Below are 24,675 nucleotides of genomic sequence, written 5' to 3' on the forward strand. Positions count from 1 at the left end.
AGGTATAACGAAAATGGATATTGAGAATACACAGTCAGTGGCAGAGTCAAATCGCAAGCGAGCCGCGCTGATTAAAAAGTTGGCAGAGCAAAAGCGCGCCCAGATGTTGGCTAAGAAACAAAGCAAAATTACAGCTCGGCAAATAGGGTCTAACACCTTGCCTTTATCGTTTGCACAGCAACGCCTGTGGTTTCTCGATAAGCTTTCTGACCAGGGCGCAGAATATAATATCTCCGGAGGCTTCACCGTTAGAGGAGAGTTTAACGTTGTGGCGGCCCAACAGGCAATACAACAGATCATCACCCGCCATGAAGTGCTTCGAACGACATATGATGACAAGGACGGAGAGCCTATTCAGATTATTCAAGCGACTCCTGAATTTGCAATGACAGTTTACGACTTGAGCCGTGACGAATGTGCACCAAATGCGAATACGATGGAGGAGTTACTCCAGCGCGAATGTGAAAAACCGTTCGATTTAAGTACCGATGTGATGCTCCGAGCAAGTTATATCTCTATGCCACGCGAGCAAGAACAGGCTGTTGGGGTATTACTGTTTAGTATGCACCATATTGCTTCTGATGGTTGGTCGATGGAAATTGTCACGCGTGAATTTGTGGCAGAATATCAGGCTCAACTTGATGACCGCCCAGCGAGTGTCGTTGAACCGGAGATACAATACGGTGATTTTGCACTTTGGCAACGCCAACACTTGGATCAGCAAGTGTTGCAAAAGCAACTTGAATATTGGCAGCATCAACTTGAAGGAATGCCTGCCGTTCATCGTCTACCCATGGATTATCCACGGCCAGATTTTAAACGCTATCAAGGCCTTAAACTTTCCAGACGACTCGAAGGCAGCGTAAGCCGTCGAGCGTTGATGTTTGCAAAGGAGCATGGACTGACTCCATTCATGTTATTTCATGCGGTGCTGAATCTTATGATGGCACGCTGTAGTAACCAAGCCGAATTTGTGGTGGGAACGCCAGCCGCTAACCGAATGAAGTCAGAGTTGAAGCAAGTGGTTGGCTTTTTTGTTAATACGCTCGTTTTAAAAGCAAATGTCGATGCGTCTAGTATTAATGCATATCTTGAGCACATTAAAGAAGTTAATTTAGATGCTCAATCTAATCAAGATATTCCTTTTGAGCAGATAGTTGAGCATTGCGTGCCAGCCAGAAGCGCCCAATACACCCCATTATTTCAGGTACTGCTAAGTACAACGAGCGGTCAAAACACTGCATTAGAGCTACCTCACCTTGAGTTACTACCTATTGAGCGCAAAGGGGTGGTAGCTAAATTTGATATAGATATTAACGTTGCTTTGGGTGAGCAAGGTGGCCAAATCAAATGGGTTTATGATAGTGCTATTTTTAAGCCTGAAACGATAACACAATTTGCTGAATTTTTTGAATGTACCCTAATCTCCCTATTAAATTGCGATGATCTTAGTTTGCCCTTAAGTCGCATCAATATGATCACTGATGCTGAGCGCACGAAGCTAGTTACTCCCAACCAACCGCAGTTTGAAGGTCAGCCACTAGCAGATCATGTTCATCTTCATTTTAGTGCGCAGGCCCAAAAGCTTCATAACCAAACCGCGTTAATATCGCAAAATAACCACATTAGCTATCAAACAGTTGATAGCGCCTCGACACAAATGGCTATACATCTTCAAGAGTTGGGGGTAGGTGCTGGCGATATTGTGGCTGTAAGTATGATTCAGAATGAGCGCTTAATATATACTATTTTGGGCATTATGAAGCTTGGAGCAGCCTATTTACCTGTCTCACCTGATTTACCTAAGGCGAGGTTACAGTATATTTTTGATGATGCATCAGTGTCATTGGTGATCACATCGGAAGAAAAGATAGGGCTCGACAAGCGTGATGGCCTCAAGGTCATATGTTTCGATGATGATTTTGAGCAACGAATATTAAATCATTATGTTACTGAAGGCTTTGAGCCCCACCAAGGTGACCCATCTACACTACCAAGTTATGTGATTTACACTTCGGGTTCGACAGGCAATCCCAAAGGCGTTGTCATTTCGCAGCAAAGTGCTTTGCAATTTGGGCTCTATATGGGACAGCGATTTGCAATTGACTCTAATTGCCGAGTACTACAATTTGCCACTATTAGCTTTGATGCTTTTATCATGGAATGGCAATGGGCATTATTAAATGGTGGCAGTCTACATTTTTGCGATCCGCAATGTAAAACCGATCCTGCACAGCTAAGCTCGTTTTTACAGCAACAAAGTATTACTCACACACTGTTGCCGCCGACACTTCTTCGCCACCTTCCTTATCATGATAATTATGATTTTAAAGCTCTGTTGGTCGGAGGCGAGGCTTGCGATGAAGGTTTGGCCGAGCAGTGGGCTGGGCGATACCCTATGTTTAATGCGTATGGGCCCACCGAGTCTACAGTGTGTGCCAGTATTGCTGAGCTAAAACCCCAGCATCAGGTCACAATTGGTACTCCTGTAGATTTCACCCAACTATTTGTCTTGAGTCGCGACGGTCAACCTTTACCGAAAGGCTTGTGTGGAGAGTTAGTGATAGCGGGAAGTGGGTTGGCTTTAGGTTATTTGAATAAATCAGAGCTGACTTTGCAAAAATTTATCACGAACCCTTTTGGGGCGGGGCGGTGGTATTTTACTGGAGATATTGCGCGGCAAAATAGCCGCGGAGAATTTGAATATCTGGGACGTATTGATGATCAAGTGAGTATTAAAGGCTTCCGGATTGAGCTTGAGGAAGTTAAGCAGCAACTACTGTTAGCTGTTGGTGTAACCGCAGCAGAAGTAGTTGTTGAAGAATTGGCTGCGGGACAGCGTAGGTTGCTAGCCTACATCGTAGCGAGCAATGAGGTAGTTGGCTCTGACGGTGAACTTATTGCATCGGTGAAAGCACAACTGCATGAGCGTTTGCCCAATTATATGATCCCTGCAGGTTTTGCTGTGCTTGATGCACTGCCTGTCACCCAAAGTGGCAAGGTTGATAAACAGGCACTACCCAAAATAGATATGTTGGCGCAACAAGAATCATACCAAGCGCCAAGCAATGATATAGAGCATCAACTGGTTGAGTTGTATGCTCAGTTGCTGGGACTTTCACCACAACACCTAAGTGTTACGAGTAACTTTTTTGAACTGGGTGGTGATTCGATCTTGTCTATACAGCTAGTGTCGAGAGCGGCAAGGGTTGGATTGTACTTTTCTGTTAAGCAGTTGTTCTCCTACCAAACCATAGCTGCACTGGCTGCCCATGTTTCGACTTCACAAGTACAGCAGGTCTCACAGCAGGCAAGTGCTGGAACCTTACCATTACTGCCTATTCATCAAGCTTTTTTTATGGATGAGGCTGGACTAAATCATTTTAATCAGGCTGTTATGCTCGGTTGCCAAATCCAGTTAACTAAAGAGTTTCTGACCCAAGTTGTTACATGCTTAGTGGTCCAGCATGATGCACTGAGGTTGCGTTTTAAACATCAAGATACTGGTTGGGTTGGTGAGTTTGCTGACACTTCAAGTTTTGATATTGACGCAGTACTAAGCGTAATCAATGTTGATAATTTAAATTCAATTACAGGTATTGCGGATGAGTTACAGCAAAGCCTCAACATTACAGTTGGCCCCTTATTCAAGGTGGTCTTGTTTACTGATCCAAAACAGCAGCAGCGTCTGCTGATTATTTGCCACCACCTTATTATAGATGGAGTCTCTTGGCGTATTCTGCTGGAAGACTTTGAGCGCTGTTTAGATAAGAGCCAAGAGCCCACTCATCATGCTCTATTTGAGCTTGGGCAAAAGACCACCGCTTATCAAACATGGTGCGAGTATTTAGACTCATGGCCAAATCTAGAACAGAACGCCAACGAGATTGCTTATTGGCGAGAGCGGTTAGCGCTACCTGTACCTAGTTATCGGCGCGGTGAGACGAGTGAGGCATACATAAGTAATGAGTTTGTTGGTAGTTTACAGTTTGCATTGGATAAGGATTATACAAGCTTGTTGTTGCAACGAGCTAATAGCACTTATAGAACACAAATAAATGAGCTACTCATTGCAGCGCTATTACGTGGTTTTAGTCTTTGGTCGGAACAGTCTATCATGCGCATAGATTTAGAGGGGCATGGTCGCGAAGAGCTTGATAGCGGCCATGATCTCAGTCGCACTATCGGCTGGTTTACTACCTCATACCCACTTACATTAGAAGCGCCTGATGGAGATCTTGAAGCGCTAATTTGTGCAGTAAAAGAGCAATACCGTGCCATTCCAAATAAAGGACTCGGCTTTGGGTTATTAGCTCGGGCAGGTCTGTTGGGGAGTAATGTTGAACCTCACGCTGAAATTGTATTCAACTATCTAGGCCAATTTAAGCAGGTGATCAATGAGCAATCGCTATTGTTTGCTGTAGAGGAAGGTACCGGGCGAGCTATCAGCCCTCATAGAAAGTTAACACACGGGCTTAGCTTCAACGGTAAAATTTTGGCCGAGCAATTACAGTTCAACTTGAGCTATGACAAAAACGGTTACTCCAGCGAGTCTCTCCAAAAGTTAAACCAGCTAATTGTCAGAAGTTTAGAAGAGATTATTCAGCACTGCTGTGATGTTGAAGCCGGTATTTTTACGGCGTCGGATTTTCCATTGGCAACTGTCCAGCCGCAAGAGCTAAAAAGCTGGACGCAAGGCCAAGCTATTCAAGATATTTATGCGACAACGCCAATGCAAGAAGGGATGCTATACCATAGTAACTTGGAGCGTGGTGCATACGCCAACCAGCTATTTATGGAAGTGATTGGTGAGGTTGATCTCGGCCATCTGCGTGCTGCTTGGCAGTGTCTGGTAGATAGGTACGACATTTTTCGAACTGGATTTAGAACGTCAGAGCTAGGAATAATCAATCAGATTGTCCATCAACAGGTGACATTACCTTGGCAAGAGTTTGATTTAAGTCAACTAGATGTGGCGGAACAACAAGCGATAGTCAATCAAATGCGTGCTGAAGACAAGGCGGAAGGCTTTAATGTCAATATGCCACCTTTAGTACGAGTAACCGTTTGGCAATTGGCGCCCCAACACTATCAGCTTTTGTGGACTCAGCACCATGCATTAATCGACGGTTGGTGTTCTGGTATTGTTTTCTCCGAGCTATTAGCGATTTATCATGCATTAAGTAACAAGCGAGATATACAACTATCGCCAGCCGTGCCTTACAAAAATTACATCGCCTGGCTACAAAGTAAAGATAGTGATAAAGCTGAGCAGTTTTGGCGTACTCAAGTGGGTCAAATTACTGAACGAAGTCATTTACCTTTTTCTCGTTACCTAGAGCAGCCTGACTATGTGGTTGCGAGGGAATATTTACAACTAACAGTCGAGCAAACTAATGCGTTAACTCTGCTTGCAAAGCAAACGCGCACCACCCTGAATGTTGTATTGCAAGCTGCTTGGGCTTTATTGTTGAGTCGAGCAAACCGCAGTAAACAGGTTACGTTTGGTACAACCGTATCCGGCCGCCCTGCAGATTTGAATGGGGTAGAGTCAATGGTGGGGCTATTTATTAACACAGTGCCCGCGGTCATCTCTCTTGACTCAGAGCAGAGCGTATCTGAGCTGTTACTACAGCTCCAATCAGATTATATTGAAAGAGATGAATACAGTTATTTTCCGTTATCAAAAATTCAAAAGTTATCTAGTGAACATGCCGGTCGCGGCCTATTTGATAGCTTATTAGTATTTGAGAACTATCCGCGCTCTTTATCCGATGCGAGTAGGCACACAGAGCAGTCACTGCAAATCAAAAATATTGAATCGCAGCAAGGCAACAATTTCCCTCTTTCTTTGATAGCCTCTCATGGCGAGGTACTCAAGATTAAGTTCGAGTACCATAGTAATCATTATTCAAAACACGGGATAGAACAGCTTCGTAGCTGCCTAGGCGAAATCCTTACGGCCATGTCACACGGATCAGATAAGCCAATATCGACATTAGCTTGGCTAACCAAAGCGCAGCAACAAGCTGTTTTAGTGAACAGTGGTTATGGCCGACAAACGCAAACTTCCCCGAGTTTTATTGCTACCTTAAAGCATCAATTTGCCAGTTATCCAGAGGCTGAAGCTGTTTATAGCCATGGGGTAAGTACGAATTATCGAGCATTAAATACAATTGCTAATCAAATCGCTACACAGTTATCAGAAAACGGTATCGGTAAACAAAGTCGGGTTGGAATTTGTCTCGAAAAGGGCGTGGGTTATTTAGCTTCAATTATAGCGACATTTAAAGTTGGCGCTGCATTTGTGCCATTGGAAAAGGAATGGCCAGCAGAGCGTCTAGCTTTCATTGCTCAAGATGCACAGCTAGACCTAACGCTCACTGAGCCCACGACTCAACATGCAATGACCAAGTCTCAACGACAGCTATGCATAACAAAACTAGCTTCTGAACATATCGAGTTTGAGGGGGACATCCCTCACGCTAATGATATCGCTTATATTATCTACACGTCGGGCACAACTGGTAACCCTAAAGGAGTGGCCGTGAGTCATGGCAACATAAGCCATTACGTTGATGCCATGTTATCTCGACACGCGATTGCCCAACATAGTCGCTTTGCTCTCCTTACTTCATTTGCCACAGATTTGGGTTACACCTCGATACTTCTAGCGTTGGCGACAGCAGGCAGTGTAGATATAGGTAGTCGAGAGTTGATCCAAAGCGGTGATAGTTTTACCCAGCATATCCTTGCACGTGAGATTAATGTGATTAAGCTGACTCCGAGTCTATTGGCTGCACTGTTAACGCATTATGATGGAAAATTAACATCGCTAAACCATGTATTCGTGGGTGGTGAAGCTATTCAATCCGATGCTCGTCAAGTCATTCGCACGCTACTTAATGATGGCGTGGAAGTAATTAATCACTATGGTCCAACAGAGACTACCATTGGGGCATGTACACAGGTTATTAATGATGTGGATGCTAAGCCAATAGCGATAGGTCGCCCTATTTCAGGAATGCGAGCTTGTGTGCTGGATGATAACAAAGAGTTGGTGCCTGATGGCATCGTAGGTGAGCTGTACTTATCAGGAAGCGGTGTTGCTTTAGGATACATAAAACAATCGTCGTTAACGGATCAGTATTTCACTCTTGACCCTTGGGCGTCCGATAGTTCGCGTCGTTACGCCACGGGGGATTTGGTATATAGAGATGAAAGTGGAGATTTGGTATATGTCGGACGTAAAGATAATCAAATCAAAGTTCGTGGTTTCCGCGTTGAACTGGAAGAGATCGAGCTAACTTTACTGCGCTCACCTAGTGTTAGTACCGCCGTTGTCATACTTAACAGCGAGCAAACTTTGGTGGCCTACATCAAGCTCAAAGCTGGGGCTGTAGAGCAACAAAGTAATCTATTAAATCTTGCCCAGCAATGGCTACCTCACTACATGGTACCAAGTGCGATTGTTTTTGTGGAAGATATCCCATTAAAAAGCAACGGAAAAGTAGATAAAAGTGCATTGCCAAGTGTACAAAAGAATGTTGAGAAAAAACGAGCTGAAACGCCTTTGGAATTAACCGTTGCTCGAGCTTGGGCGCAATATTTGGGCTGCGATGCTGAAACGATAGGAGTCGAAGAAAACTTTTATGATTTAGGTGGTGACTCCGTAAAAATGATTTTGGTGATTGGCTTGTTGAAGAAGCAGGGGATCACAATAGCAGCTCAGCAAATGAGCAAAATCAATACCATTGCTGGGGTCGTGGAATTGGTTGAAGGTCAAGGCCAAGCACCGAAACAGCCAGAGTCAGTTGTTTTATTGGGGCAACAAGCTGAAGAAGTTATCTTCGCGATTCACCCATATGGGGGGCGTGTTGATAACTATCGCCAGTTGGGAGCTAAATTGCAGCCTGAATATCAGCTACTAGGGTTACAAGCGCCATACAATTACCAATCTGACTATCGATTTGATTCTGCAAAGCAACTAGCTGAGCGTTATGTAGAAGAAATCCTCGTTACGCAACCAAAGGGGCCTTATAGGATCATAGGTTGGTCTGCTGGTGGCACACTCGCGCACTTGGTTGCTGCTACGTTACAGCAACGAGGCCGGAATGTTGCCTATTTAGGCATGATAGATTCACTTCCGATAGGCATATCTCGAAAAGTGAAAAGTAACCATGATTATCTGTTAAATAGCGCTCGCTATATTGATAAGCATATCGCCACGAAATTAGCACCAACTTGTAGCTACAGCTACGATGAGCTGATGCAAGCCATCATTGAGTCAATATTTTCCTCACAACCTGATTTCCCACTTTCACGCGATGTGCTAACCGCAGCGTTGCAATTTGGGGTTGATTTAGGGCGTAGTTTGGCGACTGCTCAGGCGATGCAAGAACCATTAGATTTAGCCGTTGAGTTGTTTAAAGCGACTGCTTCAGAAGGCGGGGTGATTGAGCCTGCGTCATTTACTCAGGCCTTTAAACAGCCGCTGAAGGTGCATGAATTTGAGACCACACATGCCGGTTTACTCGAAGGTGATGCTGTAGTCATGATAGCCGATCTAATAAAACAGAGTTTAAAGCGAAAGAATAAGAAAAATGAAGGAGTAACTGGATAATGTTAAAGACTAAACCACTACCCGAAGCACGAGATAGAGAAGTACTACTTGAAGTCGAGTTGTCAGGTATGAAATCACTCGATTGGGTGACACAGCATAAGGAGCAACTCAATGGCATGTTAGATGAGCACGGAATGCTGCTCATTCGAGGTTTAAACGTTGTGAGTAGTAAGCAGTTTGGGCAAGCGCTTAGCACGTTGTTTGGCTGTGAGTTAGCTTCGTACCAATACCGCTCGACGCCTAGGACCGAACTTAGAGGAAATGTTTACACTGCCACTGAGTATCACCATGACGAAGTGATACCGCAGCATAATGAATGTTCTTATGCGAATAAATGGCCTCAAAAATTAGGTTTTTTCTGTATGTTACCGGCAGGAAAAGGCGGAGCGACACCGTTGGCTGACAGTCGTGCGGTATATGAAAAATTACCAGCGGAGATCCGTGCCAAATTTGAATCTAAGCAAATCATGTATGTACGAAACTATAGCGACATTGATCTGCCTTGGACTGAAGTATTTCAAACCGACAGTAAAGAGGATGTTGAACGTTTTTGTCATGAAAACGGTTTTGAATTTGAATGGTTTGATAATGAGTTGCGGACCAAGCAGGTTAATCAAGCTGCAATTGAACACCCGCTACATGGCTTTAAAGTTTGGTTTAATCAAGCTCATTTATTCCACATTTCAAGCCTTGACCCTGAAACTAAACAGAGTTTTTTATCAATGTTTGGCACTGAAAGATTACCAAGAAATACCTACTTTGGAGATGGCAGTGACATTCCGGAAGCTGATTTGGCAAAAATCCGGGAAATTTATGAACAGGAAATGTTCCATTTCAATTGGCAAAAAGGCGATGTTTTACTGCTAGATAACTTACGTTTTACCCATGGCCGGCAACCTTTTGAAGGTGCCAGGAAAGTGCTTGTAGGCATGGCCTAACTTCAGGAGAGAGTAATGGTAGATACAATAATAGATGGTGCTGATATTAAGTCATTCGCGACGTTGATTGAGTCCAACTTAACGCCGTCCTCGGTCACTAACCCTACTTTTTTGTCCGGTATCGCAATAGCAGATCCCGTTTTATGGGCAAGTACAAATCGGGAAGCTATTTTAGATTTATTGCAACGCGATGCTGCACTGGTTTTTAGAGACTTCTCATTACCAACTCCTGAGCACTTTGAAGCATTTGCCGCAGCCATTTGTCCTGACCTTTACGGTAACTATGGCGATTTACCGAAAAAAGAGGTTGGTAAGAAAATATACAAGTCCACACCATACCCTAATAACATGAAAATACTTTTCCATAATGAAAGTTCCAATACTGGGGTTTGGCCAACAAAACAATTCTTTTTTTGTGAACAGCCAGCGGCTGTCGGAGGGGCAACGCCATTAGTGGATTGTCGTGCTGTATACAAGGCTTTACCGGAGCATATCAAGCAGGATTTTTCAGCAAAGGGATTGAAATATACGCGTAACTTCTCTGCTGGGTTCGACGTGTCTTGGCAGGACTATTTCAAAACAGACAGCCTTGATGAAGTCAAAACTATTTGTGAACGGCTAGGGTTAACATTTAGTCACGACGCAGACGATACGATAACTACAGAGTTCATAACGGCTGGCGTACTGGTCTTATCTCCAGAAGAAGTAAGCTTTTTCAACCAAGTACAACTACATCACCCATTTTGTCTAGAACCTCAGGTGAGGGCCGTTTTGCTTGAGTTGTTGGGGCAAGATCGATTACCACGAAATGTTACATTTGCAGACGGGAGTGTTATTTCTGATGAAACAATGCAGCTGATTGCAGAGGCCTATGAATCCTGCGCTGTGCGGTTTACGTGGCAACAAGGAGATGTCGTAATGGTTGATAACCGCATTATTGCGCATGGTCGAGATGAATTCGACGGCAATAGAAAAGTTGTAGTGGCGATGGCAGATATGAAAAGTTGAACCATTTTGTATCATTTGTAAATTATTTATTTACTTGAAATTAATTAAATTAACATGTTAACCTGTTCGCAAAGTGTTCAGTTTTGGTCACTATTGACACATTTTTAATCATGATTGAACAGCTAAACGCTGAAAGTCAGGCGAGTGTTTTCTGCCCCTCCTTGCTTTCAAGCTATGTAGCCAAGTACTTGATGTAACGACTTCTCTTTACTGCAGTTCAAGTATTCCTAGCGAATTAATTACAAGTACTGTCTATAGGTAGGCAAGGAAAATGAAAGAATTGTATAGTCTTGAGGAGTACGACAAGCATTTATATGGTTATGTCGTTACTGAATTACTTGCTCTGTGTTTTAAATACAACATATTTGAACGGTTAGTTCAGGCACCAGGAACAAATATCGGCCAGCTAGCGCAAGAGCTGAACCTAGCACCTGAAGCTCTGCATCGAATGTTATTGACGCTTAATGCACTAGATATTCTCACGGAACGTGGTGATGGCTTCGCTGTTGAGGATTATTATCTTCCCTTCTTCGATAAAACCCACATACGTTATTTAGGAAACTTCACTCAATTTGTATGCGATCAAGGTCGCAAGTCCATATTTAAATTAGAAAACCTTTTGACTGGTGAGGAAAAACCTCGCTCGCCTTATGATGATATATACAGCCAAGACAAAAGCTATAGTTTTGCTGCTGCGATGTGGGAGCTGAGTCACTGCTCAGGCCAACCCTTAATCTCATTTTTACCTGACGCACTCGGAGATGTTGTTGACGTTGGTGGTGGTGCAGGTGCAGTAGCCAGTATGCTGATCGCTGCAAACAAGGCACAAAGCGTTACAGTATTTGACCTTCCTGAGGTTGCTTCTGAGTTTGATAGGTATTGTAATGATAATCCCCTTTTTCACCGCATTCGATTTAAAGCTGGCAGCTTTTTTGAAGACTCGATACCTAATGGCAATAACTATTTGCTGAGCAACGTTTTATCTAATTGGAATGAGAATTCATCAGTAGCCATCCTCACTAAAATTCACGCTCAGTTGGCCGCCGGAAATGGCGGTAAAGTATTCATTTTGGAAAGACTTTTTGATGTTGCTGGAAGTCGCTATTCAACTGCTGTAATGCACTTAAACATGATGCTCCATACCGAAGGCGCACATCGTAGCTTTGAGCAGTATAAATCTCTTTTACACCAGGCGGGTTTCTCTTGTGTAGAGCTGATAGAAACAGGGACTGACAGGCATATCGTAACCGGTAGTTTATAAAAAAATACAAAAGGAAATACCATGAATAATATTATCGACTTTCATATCCATGCGGGTGATTTCCCGCAACTGCGTGAAGACATCCAAGATTTAATACAAAAAATTCCGTTAGAAGATGGGGCTGATGTTAAGGAGCTATTTTCAAATGGTGAGGCAATGTCTGCCTACCTTCAAAACGCGGGTGTAAGCACAGGGATTATTCTGGCTGAATGTGGGCCGGGTACAAACTATTCTATTACCAGTGAAATGATCGCTAACCGTTGTAAAGATAACAATAGTTTAGTGCCTTTTGGTAGTGTTAATCCTAATTATCACAAGGATCCGATAGCTGAATTTCATAAAAGTATAGAGGCTGGAGTCAGAGGGTTTAAATTCTATCCTGCTGATCATGGTTTTGATGCATTAAGTAGTGACATGATGGAAATTTATAAACTCTGTGAACAGCATGGAGTGGTGATCATGTTTCATACCGGGTTTACGGCTCAAAAAGATACAGAACAAATGTACTGTAACCCCGCGGACTTTATTCCTATTTTTGAGGCATGTCCTGAGTTGGCAGTCGTATTGTGCCATGCAGGTAAGCCGCACTGGTACAAAGAATCTGTTGAAGTAATTACTAAGTACCCAAATGCATTTATTGATACTGCGTTAGTACCAATCGATGTGGTGACTGAGTTGGTTCGTAGTAACCCCAAAGTAGTAGACAAAGTTTTATTTGGCTCAGACTGGCCTGTATGTGGCAATTATGAGGCATTAGTTGAGCGCTATTTACACTCTGGATTGAGTGAAGTGCAACTGCAAAAAATAATGCGTACCAATGCATTAAGTCTGCTCACTCGTAGAGATTTTTAAGCATCACTGCTTGGACTCAACCGTCATCAAAAATTTGGAGTTTAACCGTGAATAGTACTGAACATAACACGCAACATATCGACCATATTATCATTGGGGCCGGACCTGCAGGGGTACAATTAGGATATTACTTTGAGCGTGACCAAAAAGACTACCTCATCTTGGAAGCCGGTGAGCAACCGGGGAATTTTTATAAAAAGTTTCCGAGGCATCGTAAATTAATTTCAATAAATAAGCGATTCACTGGGAGCGACAACCCTGAATTCAATATGAGGCATGACTGGAATTCATTGTTGTCTGATGATTATTCTTTGTTATTTAAAGATTATGATAAGGAGTTTTTTCCTCAGGCAGACAGCTTAGTTACGTATATGCAAGATTATGTAAATCACTTTGACATTAAAGTGAGATGTAACACTCGAGTTGTTAATATAGATAAGGAAGGTGCACTATATAGGCTAACAGATCAAAATGGGAACGTTTTTCTTGCTAAGAAGTTAATCGTTGCAAGTGGCTTTTTGAAACCACATATCCCACAGATTAAAGGAATTGAGTTAGCTGAAAACTATACTGAGATGTCAATTGACACAAAGGATTATGAAAACCAAACAGTACTAGTGATTGGTAAAGGTAACTCAGCCTTTGAAACTGCCGATCACTTAGTTTCCTCAGCAGCCATCATCCACCTTTGTAGTCCTAATTCTGTAAATTTTGCATGGAAAACACACTACGTAGGTCATTTGAGAGCGGTGAATAACAACGTGCTTGATACCTATCAACTCAAATCGCAAAATGCAGTCTTGGACGCAGAGATTATGTCGATTGAATGCGTAAATCAACGCTTTAAAGTATTATTTAAATACAAGCATGCTGAAGGGGAGCTAGAAGAACTATGGTATGACAAAGTACTTTGTTGTACTGGGTTTGCTATTGATACTAGTTTGTTTAGTGAAGAGACGAAGCCAGAGCTCACAATCAAAGATAAGTATCCAAAATTAAATAACGATTTTGAATCGGTTAATCAAAAAAATATGTATTTTGCGGGTACTTTGACCCATTCGTTAGATTATAAAATGGCGACATCAGGATTTATTCACGGGTTTAGATATAATAGTCGAGCATTGAATACGATATTAAACAAAAAGCAGGGCGAGCATTACCCTGAAGTTACCTGTAACAACGAAGATGTTGCTCAACTCGTGCTTGATCAGGTTAATGAGTCCGGTGCTATGTGGCAGCAGCCTGGATTTATAGGTGATTATTTTTACCCAGATGGTGACAAAGTACATTATGGTTTTTCTTTACCCATAAATCATGTGCTTGAATCTTTAGCAAAAGAGAAAAGACAGTTTTTCACCGTAACACTAGAATATGGTATAGATGCGGACTTTGACCCGTTTACTGCCAACCGGATCCATAGAGAAAATGTCGCGGCTTCAGATCACAGCCAATTTCTTCATCCAATAATTAGAGAGTATCAAGGGACGGAGCTAGTTTCTGAACACCACGTTATTGAGGATCTATTGGCTATTTGGAAAGAAGATATTCACTTACACCCACTACAATCTTTTATCAATGAAGCAATTCGTTTAGTACAAAAAACTGAAGAGTTGGCCTAATCCCCTATGAAACAGCCCCAAAGCAAGTGTTTCGGGGCTGCTTTCTTTTTGAGTCCTGCAAAACAAATTTTCCCCATGCGTTGTATTCCATCACCTTTTAAGGTGTCGATTAAAATGTTGGTACGAGCGCCAGTTGAGCTGTGCTGTTTAATACCAATTTGTCTTACTATTTGCTCAATTTGAAGAATCAAATCTGATGCTAACTGCGTTAAATATTTCTCATTTATTTGGAACTACTAAAGGGCAAGGTTATTGCCTTACTCATATGGACATAGGTAGCTTGTCGCTAGTAAGGAACGGGAGTTGAGCTCCTAACTTTACACAAATATTTCGCTATGTTGTTTAACCAAAAAAGGTAAGTGACGGTTTCAATAGCAAGGTTGGTGTACAATAAGCGTAAATAGCCTTTCTGCTAGAAAGGCATTAATTATCCGAAGTTCAGGTTAAATAGTACGCGATTCGGCAAACATTGATTGTTTATAAAGTCAAGATCAGCGAAAATAGCGGCCAACTACGATTAACATGACGGATTTGACAAGCGAAGGGCAAGAAAGAGCGTGCTTCCGAAAATATGTACAAATCCGTGTACAAACTAAAAGAATTTATACATGGCTACCCAAGATTTTCTTAATGAAATCAACAAGCGAAGGACCTTTGCAATTATCTCGCACCCGGATGCGGGTAAAACCACTATCACCGAAAAAGTACTCTTATTCGGGAAGGCGTTACAAAAAGCCGGTACGGTTAAAGGCCGTGGCTCAAATCAACACGCTAAATCAGACTGGATGGAAATGGAAAAAGAGCGTGGTATCTCGGTAACAACTTCCGTGATGCAGTTTCCATACAATGATGCTTTGGTGAACCTACTTGATACCCCAGGACACGAAGATTTCTCTGAAGATACTTATCGTACGCTAACCGCAGTTGACTCATGCTTGATGGTGATTGATGCAGCAAAAGGTGTAGAAGATCGTACTCGTAAACTAATGGAAGTAACACGATTACGTGACACGCCAATCGTTACCTTTATGAACAAATTGGACCGTGATATTCGTGACCCAATGGAGTTACTTGATGAAGTCGAAACCGAGCTCAACATCATGTGTGCACCGGTTACTTGGCCAATTGGCTGTGGTAAAGAATTTAAAGGCGTTTACCACATCCATCGTGACGAAACGATTTTGTACCAAACAGGCCAAGGTCACACGATTCAAGATAAACGCATTATCAAAGGGCTAGATAACAGCGAGCTTGACGCCGCTGTGGGTGAAAGCTTAGCTGAGCAACTACGTGAAGAGCTTGAGTTGGTAATTGGAGCCTCACACGAGTTTGACCGTGAGTTGTTTTTAACTGGCGAATTAACTCCTGTGTTCTTTGGTACGGCACTTGGTAACTTTGGCGTTGACCATATGCTTGATGGATTAACTGAGTGGGCACCAAAACCACTACCACGCCAAACCGATGACCGTGAAGTAACAGCCGACGAAGAAAAGTTCTCTGGTTTCGTGTTTAAAATCCAAGCAAACATGGATCCAAAACACCGCGACCGTATTGCCTTTATGCGTATTGTTTCTGGCAAATATAGCCAGGGCATGAAGATGAACCATGTGCGTCTTGGTAAACAAGTCAGTATTGCAGATGCGGTAACCTTTATGGCCGGTGATCGTGAACGCGCTCAAGAAGCGTTTGCGGGTGATATTATCGGTCTACACAACCATGGTACGATCCAAATCGGTGATACCTTCACACAAGGTGAAACGCTTAAATTTAGCGGTATTCCAAACTTTGCGCCTGAGCTATTCCGTCGCATTCGTCTAAAAGATCCACTCAAGCAAAAGCAACTTTTAAAAGGTTTGGTACAACTTTCTGAAGAAGGTGCGGTACAGGTATTTAGGCCGCTTATCAACAACGACCTGATCGTAGGTGCGGTCGGTGTGCTGCAGTTTGATGTGGTTGTGGCGCGTTTAAAGTCTGAATACAACGTGGATGCGATTTACGAGAGTATAACGGTTCAGACCGCACGCTGGGTAAGCTGTGATGATGAGAAGAAAATGGCTGAATTCCGCCGTAAGTGTGAGCAAAACTTGGCACTAGATGGTGGTGATAACCTAACTTACATCGCACCAAGTCGCGTAAACCTGAACCTATCTATGGAACGTTACCCTGACGTGAAGTTCCATGAAACTCGTGAACACTAATCGCTGCGCATTAAAGGAAAACAGATGAACATCAAAAGTATTTTAATTGAAAAAGCCAATGCAGCGATGCAAGCGGCTGGTATCCCTGAAGGTACAAACCCAGCGGTAACACAAAGCACGCGTCCTCAGTTTGGTGATTACCAAATTAACGGTGCGATGGGGGCTGCCAAAGCACTAAAAACCAATCCAAGAGAGCTGGCGCAGAAGATCATCGACAACCTAGATGTTGCTGATCTTGCAGAAAAAACAGAAATCGCAGGCCCAGGTTTTATTAATATTCACCTCAAGCCTGAGTTTTTAGCCACAAGCCTAGAGGCGGCAAATACGGATGCCAAGCTAGGTGTTGCTGAACATGCTACGCCTGACAAAGTTGTGGTCGATTTTTCTTCGCCAAACCTTGCTAAAGAGATGCACGTAGGTCACCTGCGCTCAACTATCATTGGTGATGCTGTTGTACGTGCCCTTGAGTTCCGTGGTGATACCGTTATTCGCCAAAACCACATGGGCGACTGGGGTACCCAGTTTGGTATGTTGATAGCACACCTTGAAGATTTGCTAAACCAAGGTGTTGACCTTGAAAATGTCGCACTTGCGGATCTTGAAAGCTTTTATCGTGATGCGAAAAAGCGCTTTGATGACGAAGCCGGTTTTGCCGATAAAGCCCGTGATTACGTAGTCAAACTTCAAAGCGGTGATGCGCATTGTAAGAAGCTATGGCAAATGTTTATCGACACCTCAGTTAAACATTCTGAAGAAGTATACGGCAAGTTAAATGTGACGCTTACGCGTGATAATATCATGGCAGAAAGTGCCTACAATGACCGTCTTGCCGGTGTAATTGAGCTATTAAAAGAGAAAGGCATTGCGGTTGAAGATCAGGGCGCTCAAGTCGTATTCCTTGACGAATTGGCAAATAAAGACGGTGAACCTTCCGTATTTATCGTGCAAAAATCAGGTGGTGGTTTCTTATATTCAACGACGGATTTAGCCGCCTGTGATTACCGCTCAAATGAGCTAGATGTTGATCGTATTCTAATTTTTGTTGATGCGCGTCAGGGCTTACACTTCAACCAAGTTGAGATCACAGCACGTAAAGCGGGTCTTTTAAAAGACAAAACCAGCTACGAGCCGAGCCTGTTCGGTACAATGATGGGTAACGACGGCAAACCGTTTAAAACTCGTACTGGCGGCACGGTGAAGCTATCAGACTTACTTGACGAAGCGGTGAGCCGTGCGACAGAAAAACTTGCTGACAGAGCTTCTGACTTATCTGATGAAGCACGCCAAGAAATCGCGCGTAAAGTGGGTATTGGTGCAGTGAAGTACGCCGATCTGTCAAAGCACAGAACCAGCGATTATATCTTTAACTGGGATACGATGCTGAGCTTTGAAGGAGCGACAGCGCCATATTTGCAGTATGCCTATACCCGTGTGCGTAGTATTTTCCGCAAGGCAAACATGGATAGCGCTAGCCTAACTGGTCGCATTCAAATTCAAGCACCACAGGAAAAGGCACTTGCGCTTAAACTGCTGCAACTGGAAGAAGTGCTTGATCTGATGATCAGCGAAGCAACGCCACACGTATTATGTAGTTATTTATATGAGCTTGCGAGCTTGTATATGACATTCTATGAAGCGTGCCCAATTTTGAAAGATGATGTAGCAGCAGACGTCCGTGAAAGTCGTCTCTTGTTATGTAATCTGGTTGCTAACTCACTGAAAACCGGTCTAGATTTGCTTGGTATCGAAGTGATGGAGCAAATGTAAGTTAGTTTTAACTTGCATTAAGGTATACTAGAAGCCGCTTTATAGCGGCTTTTTTGTAAAGGAAATAGTGATGAAACTTGAAGACATTCGCAGAGAATATACCAAAGACGGTTTACGTCGTGAGATGCTAAAAGACACACCCGTTGAGCAGTTTGAAACCTGGCTACAGCAGGCGATTGATGCCAAGTTTACCGACCCAACAGCGATGGTCGTTGCTACGGTTGACGAGCACGGCCAGCCGTCTCAACGCATTGTTTTACTCAAACATGTAGACCAGCACGGTTTTGTCTTCTTTACCAATACCGGTTCACGCAAAGCGCAAGAATTAAAGCAAAACAACAAGATATGCTTACACTTCCCGTGGCATGAAATTGAGCGTCAGGTTATCGTGTACGGGGAAGCAGTCCCGTTACCAACCAGTCGCGTTGCCAAGTATTTCTTATCACGACCAAAAGAAAGTCAGCTTGCTGCGTGGGCGTCTCAGCAATCGCGCCCCGTGTCATCTCGTCAAGCCTTGATGCAAACCTTTAGTAGCATGAAAGACAAGTTCGCTAAAGGCGAAATTCCACTACCTGATTTTTGGGGCGGTTATTGCGTGGAGCCCACTAAAGTTGAGTTTTGGCAAGGTGGAGAGCACCGTCTTCATGACCGCTTTATGTATGTGAAGCAAGCCGATGGCAGTTGGGAAATTGAGCGGCTCAACCCATAAATTCGCCTTTATAGATAGTCACTGTCACCTCGATTTTGACGAGTTGGCAGATGACCTAGCTACGCATATCAAAGCTGCCCGCAGCAATGGTGTTGAACGCTTTGTGGTGCCTGGCGTTACGCTCAAGCAGTCTCTAAAGCTTGTTGATTTTCAAGCACATCATCCACAATGTGAAATCGCCGCGGGGTTACACCCTTATTTTATTGGCGAACATTGCGACGACGATATGACCGCGTTGGTAGAGTATGTAATACACAATCGTACCCAACTGTGTGCGATAGGAGAGTGCGGCATTGATACAACCTGCGATGCACTTGAGCGGCAAATTGCACTGTTTGAAGCGCATATTTTGCTGAGTAATGAGGTAAAGCTTCCGCTAATCGTCCATCACCGTAAAAGTCATCACCTAATTGCCGCCGCGTTTAAACGTGTCAAACCAAAGTATGGCGGGGTGATCCACGCCTTTTCAGGTTCAAAACAGCAGGCTGAATATTATATCGCTCAGGGTTTTAAGCTAGGAGTAGGTGGCACAATCACTTATCCAAGAGGCGAAAAAACAGCGCAGGTAATATCACAGCTGCCGCTTGAAAGCCTAGTATTGGAAACCGATTCGCCGTCGATGCCGTTACATGGTTATCAGGGGAAGCCGAACTCTCCTAAGCGAGTCGTCCAAGTATTTGACAGGCTTTGTGAATATCGAAGCGAAACACCAAGCGAGCTTGCCTCAGCCCTCTATCGAAATACCACACAGTTGTTCGGCTTGGGCTAAATTGATGATGTCGAGATAAATCTCGACCTACGAGTCAATATCAAAAATGGGATATAAAACCATACCTATCAGCAATAGATAACCCGTGTAGGAGCCGGTTCACCCGGCGATCTTGATGCTTTTACTGCGATATAAAACCATACTTACCAACAATAGAAAAATAGGGTAGGAGCCGGTTCACCCGGCGATCTTGATGCTTTTACCGCGATATAAAACCATACCTACCAGCAATAGAAAAACAAGTGTAGGAGCCGGTTCACCCGGCGATCTTGATGCTTTTACCGCGATATAAAACCATACCTACCAGCAATAGAAAAACAAGTGTAGGAGCCGGTTCACCCGGCGATCTTTACGCTGTTATCGCGATATAAAACCATACTTACCAGCAATAGAAAAGCAGGTGTAGGAGCCGGTTCACCCGGCGATCTTTATGCTCTCCCGGCATAACACCAACAATACTCAAGCCAATTGCTGATTAATAATTGAGATCATCTCATCAGCGTATTGGTGAATAAAAAAGTGCCCACCAGAAAACTCAGTAAGCTGATATGGTTGTGCTGTTAGCTCTTGCCATGCTGCGACATGTTCATTCAAGATCTCATCATCAACACCATGAAAAACATGGATAGGGATGGGTAAAGCTCGCTGCTCTGCGACATAGGTGTCTGCTATTTTGAAGTCGGCCCTAAGCAATGGTACCAGTAACTCCATTAGTTCTTTATTTTCAAGAATCTCTTTTGGCGTGCCATTTAAGTCACGTAGCTCGGCAATAAATTCATCATGTGGCAGACCGTGTAAATGGCGTTTAGTTGAGGTGCAATGCGGTGCACGACTCGCAGAAGCAAATATTTTACGTGGAGTAGGTAAGCCTGCGTCTAATAATTGAAAAGCAAGCTCATATGAAATGCGACTACCAAGACTATGTCCAAAAAACGCGAAAGGCTTACTGGTCATATAGTCTTGGTGTACCATGAGTTCAGAGATAATATCCGGCATGTTGTCTATTGCTGGCTCTACCAGTCGAGCCCCTCTCCCCGGAAGCTGCACAAAAACGAGCTCAACACATTCACTTGCCTTTTCGATCCATGGCGTAAATATTGCTGGGGAGCCACCCGCGTAGGGAAAGCAAAATAGTCGCAACTCAGCGTTTGGATTGGGTTTTGGGGTAATAAAAAGTTTACTATTCATATCCTTTGTTGTTCGATTTTATTTTAGGTTAACTATTATGTTATCAACTTTATTACAATGCTAACAGCTTTACCCCTGCTCTAATTCTTCTGCCCGTTTTTCAGGCGCAGGAAGCATCTTTACTTTCTTGCGAATTTTGCGTTTTACTTCCCAGCGTTTTAATGCTCGACCTATTTGCCATGTGAATACCATCGTAATCACCAGCATCAGTAAAACGACTCGTCCAAGTTCGTGGAAATGAGAGTGGCTTTGTGACATAGCAGCTTCTGTCAAATAGACCATATTGACGAACCCAAGAGGCTGTCCGGTTGGCGTATATACTGGTTCAGAAATAATGCTTTTGGTTTTACTCAGTCCCGGTAAGGTTTGAGGCAGCTGCTGATAATCTGTGGGTGAGGAATTACCGTCGTTACCAACAACAAAGCGTCCTTGATAATCATAAATTGCGACTTGAAGCACAAAGTCATCGCTAGCGAGGTGATTTGCCAGTGCGCTGAGCCTTGGCGTATCACTGCGAGAGAGGGGCAATGCCACATTTTTTGCGAGCTGCTTGGTGAGACTTCTTGCGGTAAGGTCTGCGCCATTATGGAGCAAACGATGAGATTCAAAGCTGGTATTAAACGCAAGCCAAGTCACCATAATTAAACACGTCGCGGCGATGCACAGGCGAAATAATCTACGCCCTCTGGTCGAGTTTAACACTTCTAATACATGTAAATTTTTCATATTTATCGCATATTGCCCGCTTTTGCTAAGGTCCAGTGCTGACAGCTTAGCGCAATCATGTTAAAAATCGGCTTAACGCTATCAAGGAGCAACTTATGTCGTCAATCATTCAATTCGCTAATCGTGAACTAAACACACCAATTCAGGAACATATGGCGCTGGATCATTGGTATAGTTGCCAAAGTAACACAAGCCTCACACAAGTAAATCAATTACCTGAGCTGACGACCCAATCAATATGCTTTTTTGGCCCAAATATACAATTGCAACACCTTGTGGAAGTCGCGAAATTTCTTCGAACATTTGCTATCGAGCAAACTTATTTTACGGCATATCAACCTCATGAACAGCTCCCAGTTGCATTGGGCATGCGTTTTAACGCATCGCAACTGCCGAGCAAGGCTGAAGTAAGAGATTTTGCAAAAAGCATTAATACGCAGGGTGCGATTATAACGCAAGCACCTACTTTAGAAGAACCGGGGCTACTTGTGATGGATATGGACTCCACCGCAATTCGAATTGAATGTATTGACGAAATTGCTCGATTGGCCGACCGATATGATGAAGTGGCTTCTGTCACCGCACAGGCGATGGCGGGGGCACTCTCTTTTTCTGAAAGTCTACACCGCCGCGTTGCGTCACTCTCTGGCGTACCGTTATCACAAATTCAATCATTAAAAGAAAACTTACCGCTAATGCCCGGTATAGAGCTGTTGTGCCAGGCGCTAAAACAGCATCACTGGCATCTTGCCATCGCCTCGGGTGGCTTTACATGGTTTGCAGAATCATTGATAGAGCCACTCCAGCTAGACGCTGTATTTGCCAATACCCTAGAGGTGGAAAACGCGCACCTCACCGGCAAAGTGCTAGGAGATATCGTAGATGCCGACAAAAAGGCGGAAGTGCTAGGTCAACTTGCAACCCAGTATGCGATCCCAATGACTCAAACCGTTGCCATTGGTGATGGCGCAAATGACTTAGTGATGATGGCAAACGCCCAGCTAGGTGTGGCAATCCATGGTAAGCCAAAAGTGGTAGAAAGTGCCGACGCGGCTATTTGTGAAGGATCTTTGTTACAACTGTTATATTTGCTAGGTGTGCCGAAATAATATGCGCTATGAGACGTACCATGGAGGGTGATTTCTCCAATCACTCGAGACTATGAATTAAGTCAGCTCGTCTTCCTGACGGATTTCGACGCCCATCCATGGGCTACGACTACCTTTTCTTTGATGCCCAAAGAATCGTTGCGCAAAAGAAAGGGCACTCCCTCATCACCCGAAAAACATAACAGCTCGGCGGGTAACCGCGTCCTACAACACTATTTGAACTGTGAATTAGGAAGCATTCTGCGATGATAGTTTTTGCAATGCTTGCAAACGGCTTTATTGCTAAAATCGTAGAAGATCTCACAAGCAACTTTATTCCCCCTCCATCACACCCGAAAAGCATAAGTCGATATGCAATGTGCCGACAGGATGTCGGCCAAGTCTTGTCAGGCACAGGGACGTGCCTTACAAGACTATCGGCTTAGGGTTTGAGGATTGAGTGTGATGCTGGGGCGACGTTTTCTTGGTTCGTTCTTTTTCGTCGTTTAAAAAGAATGAACGAGGAGCGCATGGATGCGCTTTGATATGAACCATGGAGGGTAAGGCTAATATGTCCTCCTGACAGGTTTCGACGCCCATCCATGGGCTACGACTTACTTTTCTTTGATGCCCAAAGAACAAGTAAGCAAAAGAAAAGGCACTCCCAACATCACACTGACTCCTCAAGTAAATTGCCAATATGAACGTCACCTCGGTGTAAGGGCCATCCTTGGCCCTGTCACCGATTTTCACGCATCCATGCGTTGAAATGACTCATTGGCAATTTACTTTCGGGTGTGATGAGGGAGACACAAGGCGCTGATAAGTTCTTTTGGTGCTTGTAAGCGACTTAGCTGCTTCAGGAGATAAAATCAGAATTAACAATCAGCGCTACTTTCCTCTCTCCAGCACACCCAATAAGCATTCGAATGCTAAATAAAAAAATGAGTTAAAAATGCTTGCCTTTTATGTAACAATAGCGCGCAAATAAAAACCAATCGCAGCACACTAGGAAGTAGTACTGCGTATTGGTGGAACGGCTTTAACCAACAACAGTGGACATAAAAAATGCAAACAAGGATTGTGGTGTATGGTACTAACCATCCTGTACATGTCGTCGATTTTGAGCTCACGACCTGTATCAATAGCGGCTTTTTACTCAAAGCGAACCTAGAATCCCAATTTGACCTGGCTGATGAATTACTCGTCGGCAATATGCTCACGTTTGAAATTGAGTCACCAGACGCAATATCAACATATTTCACTGGTACTTTGTTTGATATCCAATCTGGTTTTGTGTCTGAGCACACCTGTGGTGCAGAGGTGGTCTTAAAGCCTCGCCTTGAGTTACTTAAGCAAACTGAAAAAAGCCAAATCTTTGTACAAGCCAATGTTCAGTCTGTCCTCAATAAGCTGATACAAAAAGCCGGCTATTCACAAGACCGGATAAAATGGCGAGTCACTAAAGATTTACCCACGCTACCGCAGTGCGTACAAGCACTAGAAAACGACTACACCTTTTTCACCCGACTCTTAGCAAAGTACGGCTTAATTTATTGGTTTGAATGCCATGACTTTATTGAGTCGATAGTGATTGCCGAGGGGAATCTTGCAAGCCCCTATATTGAGCGAGGCTTGCTGTCGGTAACGGATAAAGATGGTCTGGTTCACGAACATGAAACCGGCTTTGTTGGGTTTACGCAGTGCCAAAGCCGCCATCGTTTTAAAATGGGTGGCTCACAAGTGCATATGAATGCTCATCCACCAACCTCGGTCAGCTCGGCCCAGCGTAGCTATTTTGAGCCTGCTGCACAAAATCCCGCTGAGCAATTTGAGCGCACTGGCAATCTCGAGCTTGCCTATCAACAAGGTAAAAATGAAGTCACGCTGGTAGGAAACGTAGCCGAAGCCAATGCCGGTTATTCGTTT

The 24,675-nt window shown here is 43.7% G+C and carries 13 protein-coding genes and 1 pseudogene; 12 read left to right on the forward strand and 2 right to left on the reverse strand.

The genetic code is table 11. From position 1 onward, the window contains the following. The first annotated feature begins 13 nt into the window (after positions 1–13). The 10 genes from PNC201_RS03735 (at position 14) to PNC201_RS03785 (ending at position 19,744) form a co-directional block, all read left to right on the forward strand. Positions 14–8,623 (forward strand): non-ribosomal peptide synthetase, encoded by an 8,610-nt coding sequence (locus PNC201_RS03735; protein ID WP_102056219.1) that lies wholly within the window; start codon positions 14–16, stop codon positions 8,621–8,623. Further along, positions 8,623–9,561 carry a TauD/TfdA family dioxygenase gene (locus tag PNC201_RS03740; RefSeq protein ID WP_010604449.1) on the forward strand — a complete coding sequence of 313 codons (939 nt, stop codon included), beginning with the start codon at positions 8,623–8,625 and terminating at the stop codon, positions 9,559–9,561. The genes PNC201_RS03735 and PNC201_RS03740 overlap by 1 nt, the downstream gene beginning before the upstream one ends. A 15-nt stretch (positions 9,562–9,576) precedes the next feature. Then, complete coding sequence (locus tag PNC201_RS03745) at positions 9,577–10,569, forward strand: TauD/TfdA family dioxygenase (RefSeq protein WP_102056220.1); 993 nt, start codon at positions 9,577–9,579, stop codon at positions 10,567–10,569. A gap of 271 nt (positions 10,570–10,840) precedes the next feature. Continuing rightward, positions 10,841–11,830: a methyltransferase gene (locus PNC201_RS03750; RefSeq protein ID WP_102056221.1), complete on the forward strand. Its 990-nt coding sequence runs from the start codon at positions 10,841–10,843 to the stop codon at positions 11,828–11,830. Positions 11,831–11,851: 21 nt separating this feature from the next. Next, the gene (locus tag PNC201_RS03755) at positions 11,852–12,682 is read left to right on the forward strand and encodes an amidohydrolase family protein (protein ID WP_010604446.1); all 831 of its coding nucleotides are present in this window, start codon (positions 11,852–11,854) and stop codon (positions 12,680–12,682) included. Between the two features lie 47 nt (positions 12,683–12,729). After that, positions 12,730–14,301, forward strand: a complete 1,572-nt coding sequence (locus PNC201_RS03760; RefSeq protein ID WP_102056222.1) for an NAD(P)-binding domain-containing protein — start codon at positions 12,730–12,732, stop codon at positions 14,299–14,301. 608 nt (positions 14,302–14,909) lie between these two features. Further along, positions 14,910–16,499 carry a peptide chain release factor 3 gene (gene prfC / locus PNC201_RS03770; protein ID WP_010604443.1) on the forward strand — a complete coding sequence of 530 codons (1,590 nt, stop codon included), beginning with the start codon at positions 14,910–14,912 and terminating at the stop codon, positions 16,497–16,499. Between the two features lie 24 nt (positions 16,500–16,523). Next, a complete protein-coding gene (gene argS / locus PNC201_RS03775) occupies positions 16,524–18,266 on the forward strand; it encodes an arginine--tRNA ligase (RefSeq protein ID WP_102056224.1) in 1,743 nt (580 codons plus the stop codon). 67 nt (positions 18,267–18,333) lie between these two features. Continuing rightward, positions 18,334–18,975 (forward strand): pyridoxamine 5'-phosphate oxidase, encoded by a 642-nt coding sequence (gene pdxH / locus PNC201_RS03780; RefSeq protein ID WP_199539682.1) that lies wholly within the window; start codon positions 18,334–18,336, stop codon positions 18,973–18,975. Further along, positions 18,941–19,744: a TatD family hydrolase gene (locus PNC201_RS03785; RefSeq protein WP_102056225.1), complete on the forward strand. Its 804-nt coding sequence runs from the start codon at positions 18,941–18,943 to the stop codon at positions 19,742–19,744. Before pdxH ends, PNC201_RS03785 begins: the two co-directional genes overlap by 35 nt. Positions 19,745–20,203: 459 nt before the next feature. On the opposite strand, the gene PNC201_RS03790 is transcribed toward PNC201_RS03785, so the two are convergent. Beyond that, entirely contained in the window at positions 20,204–20,932 is a 729-nt protein-coding gene (locus PNC201_RS03790; protein ID WP_102056226.1) for a thioesterase II family protein, read from the reverse strand. A gap of 69 nt (positions 20,933–21,001) precedes the next feature. After that, complete coding sequence (locus PNC201_RS03795; protein ID WP_010379158.1) at positions 21,002–21,658, reverse strand: AhpA/YtjB family protein; 657 nt, start codon at positions 21,656–21,658, stop codon at positions 21,002–21,004. A 95-nt stretch (positions 21,659–21,753) separates the two neighbouring features. Here PNC201_RS03795 and serB point away from each other — a divergent pair, with 95 nt between their 5' ends. Together serB and PNC201_RS23650 are read left to right on the forward strand one after the other, a co-directional pair. Then, entirely contained in the window at positions 21,754–22,767 is a 1,014-nt protein-coding gene (serB, locus tag PNC201_RS03800) for a phosphoserine phosphatase SerB (protein ID WP_102056227.1), read from the forward strand. A gap of 1,194 nt (positions 22,768–23,961) precedes the next feature. After that, positions 23,962–24,669: pseudogene (locus PNC201_RS23650) on the forward strand (contractile injection system protein, VgrG/Pvc8 family); the annotation flags it as partial. Positions 24,670–24,675 lie beyond the last annotated feature (6 nt).

Source organism: Pseudoalteromonas sp. NC201, assembly GCF_002850255.1.
Taxonomy (GTDB): Bacteria; Pseudomonadota; Gammaproteobacteria; order Enterobacterales; family Alteromonadaceae; genus Pseudoalteromonas.

Excerpts from the sequence above, each read along its gene's own strand:
- PNC201_RS03755 (WP_010604446.1), top strand. The coding sequence starts at position 11,852 with ATGAATAATATTATCGACTTTCATATCCATGCGGGTGATTTCCCGCAA.
- PNC201_RS03785 (WP_102056225.1), top strand. The coding sequence starts at position 18,941 with ATGGCAGTTGGGAAATTGAGCGGCTCAACCCATAAATTCGCCTTTATA.
- PNC201_RS03750 (WP_102056221.1), top strand. The coding sequence starts at position 10,841 with ATGAAAGAATTGTATAGTCTTGAGGAGTACGACAAGCATTTATATGGT.
- PNC201_RS03745 (WP_102056220.1), top strand. The coding sequence starts at position 9,577 with ATGGTAGATACAATAATAGATGGTGCTGATATTAAGTCATTCGCGACG.
- serB (WP_102056227.1), top strand. The coding sequence starts at position 21,754 with ATGTCGTCAATCATTCAATTCGCTAATCGTGAACTAAACACACCAATT.
- PNC201_RS03790 (WP_102056226.1), bottom strand. The coding sequence starts at position 20,932 with ATGAATAGTAAACTTTTTATTACCCCAAAACCCAATCCAAACGCTGAG.
- prfC (WP_010604443.1), top strand. The coding sequence starts at position 14,910 with ATGGCTACCCAAGATTTTCTTAATGAAATCAACAAGCGAAGGACCTTT.
- PNC201_RS03735 (WP_102056219.1), top strand. The coding sequence starts at position 14 with ATGGATATTGAGAATACACAGTCAGTGGCAGAGTCAAATCGCAAGCGA.
- PNC201_RS03795 (WP_010379158.1), bottom strand. The coding sequence starts at position 21,658 with ATGAAAAATTTACATGTATTAGAAGTGTTAAACTCGACCAGAGGGCGT.
- argS (WP_102056224.1), top strand. The coding sequence starts at position 16,524 with ATGAACATCAAAAGTATTTTAATTGAAAAAGCCAATGCAGCGATGCAA.
- PNC201_RS03740 (WP_010604449.1), top strand. The coding sequence starts at position 8,623 with ATGTTAAAGACTAAACCACTACCCGAAGCACGAGATAGAGAAGTACTA.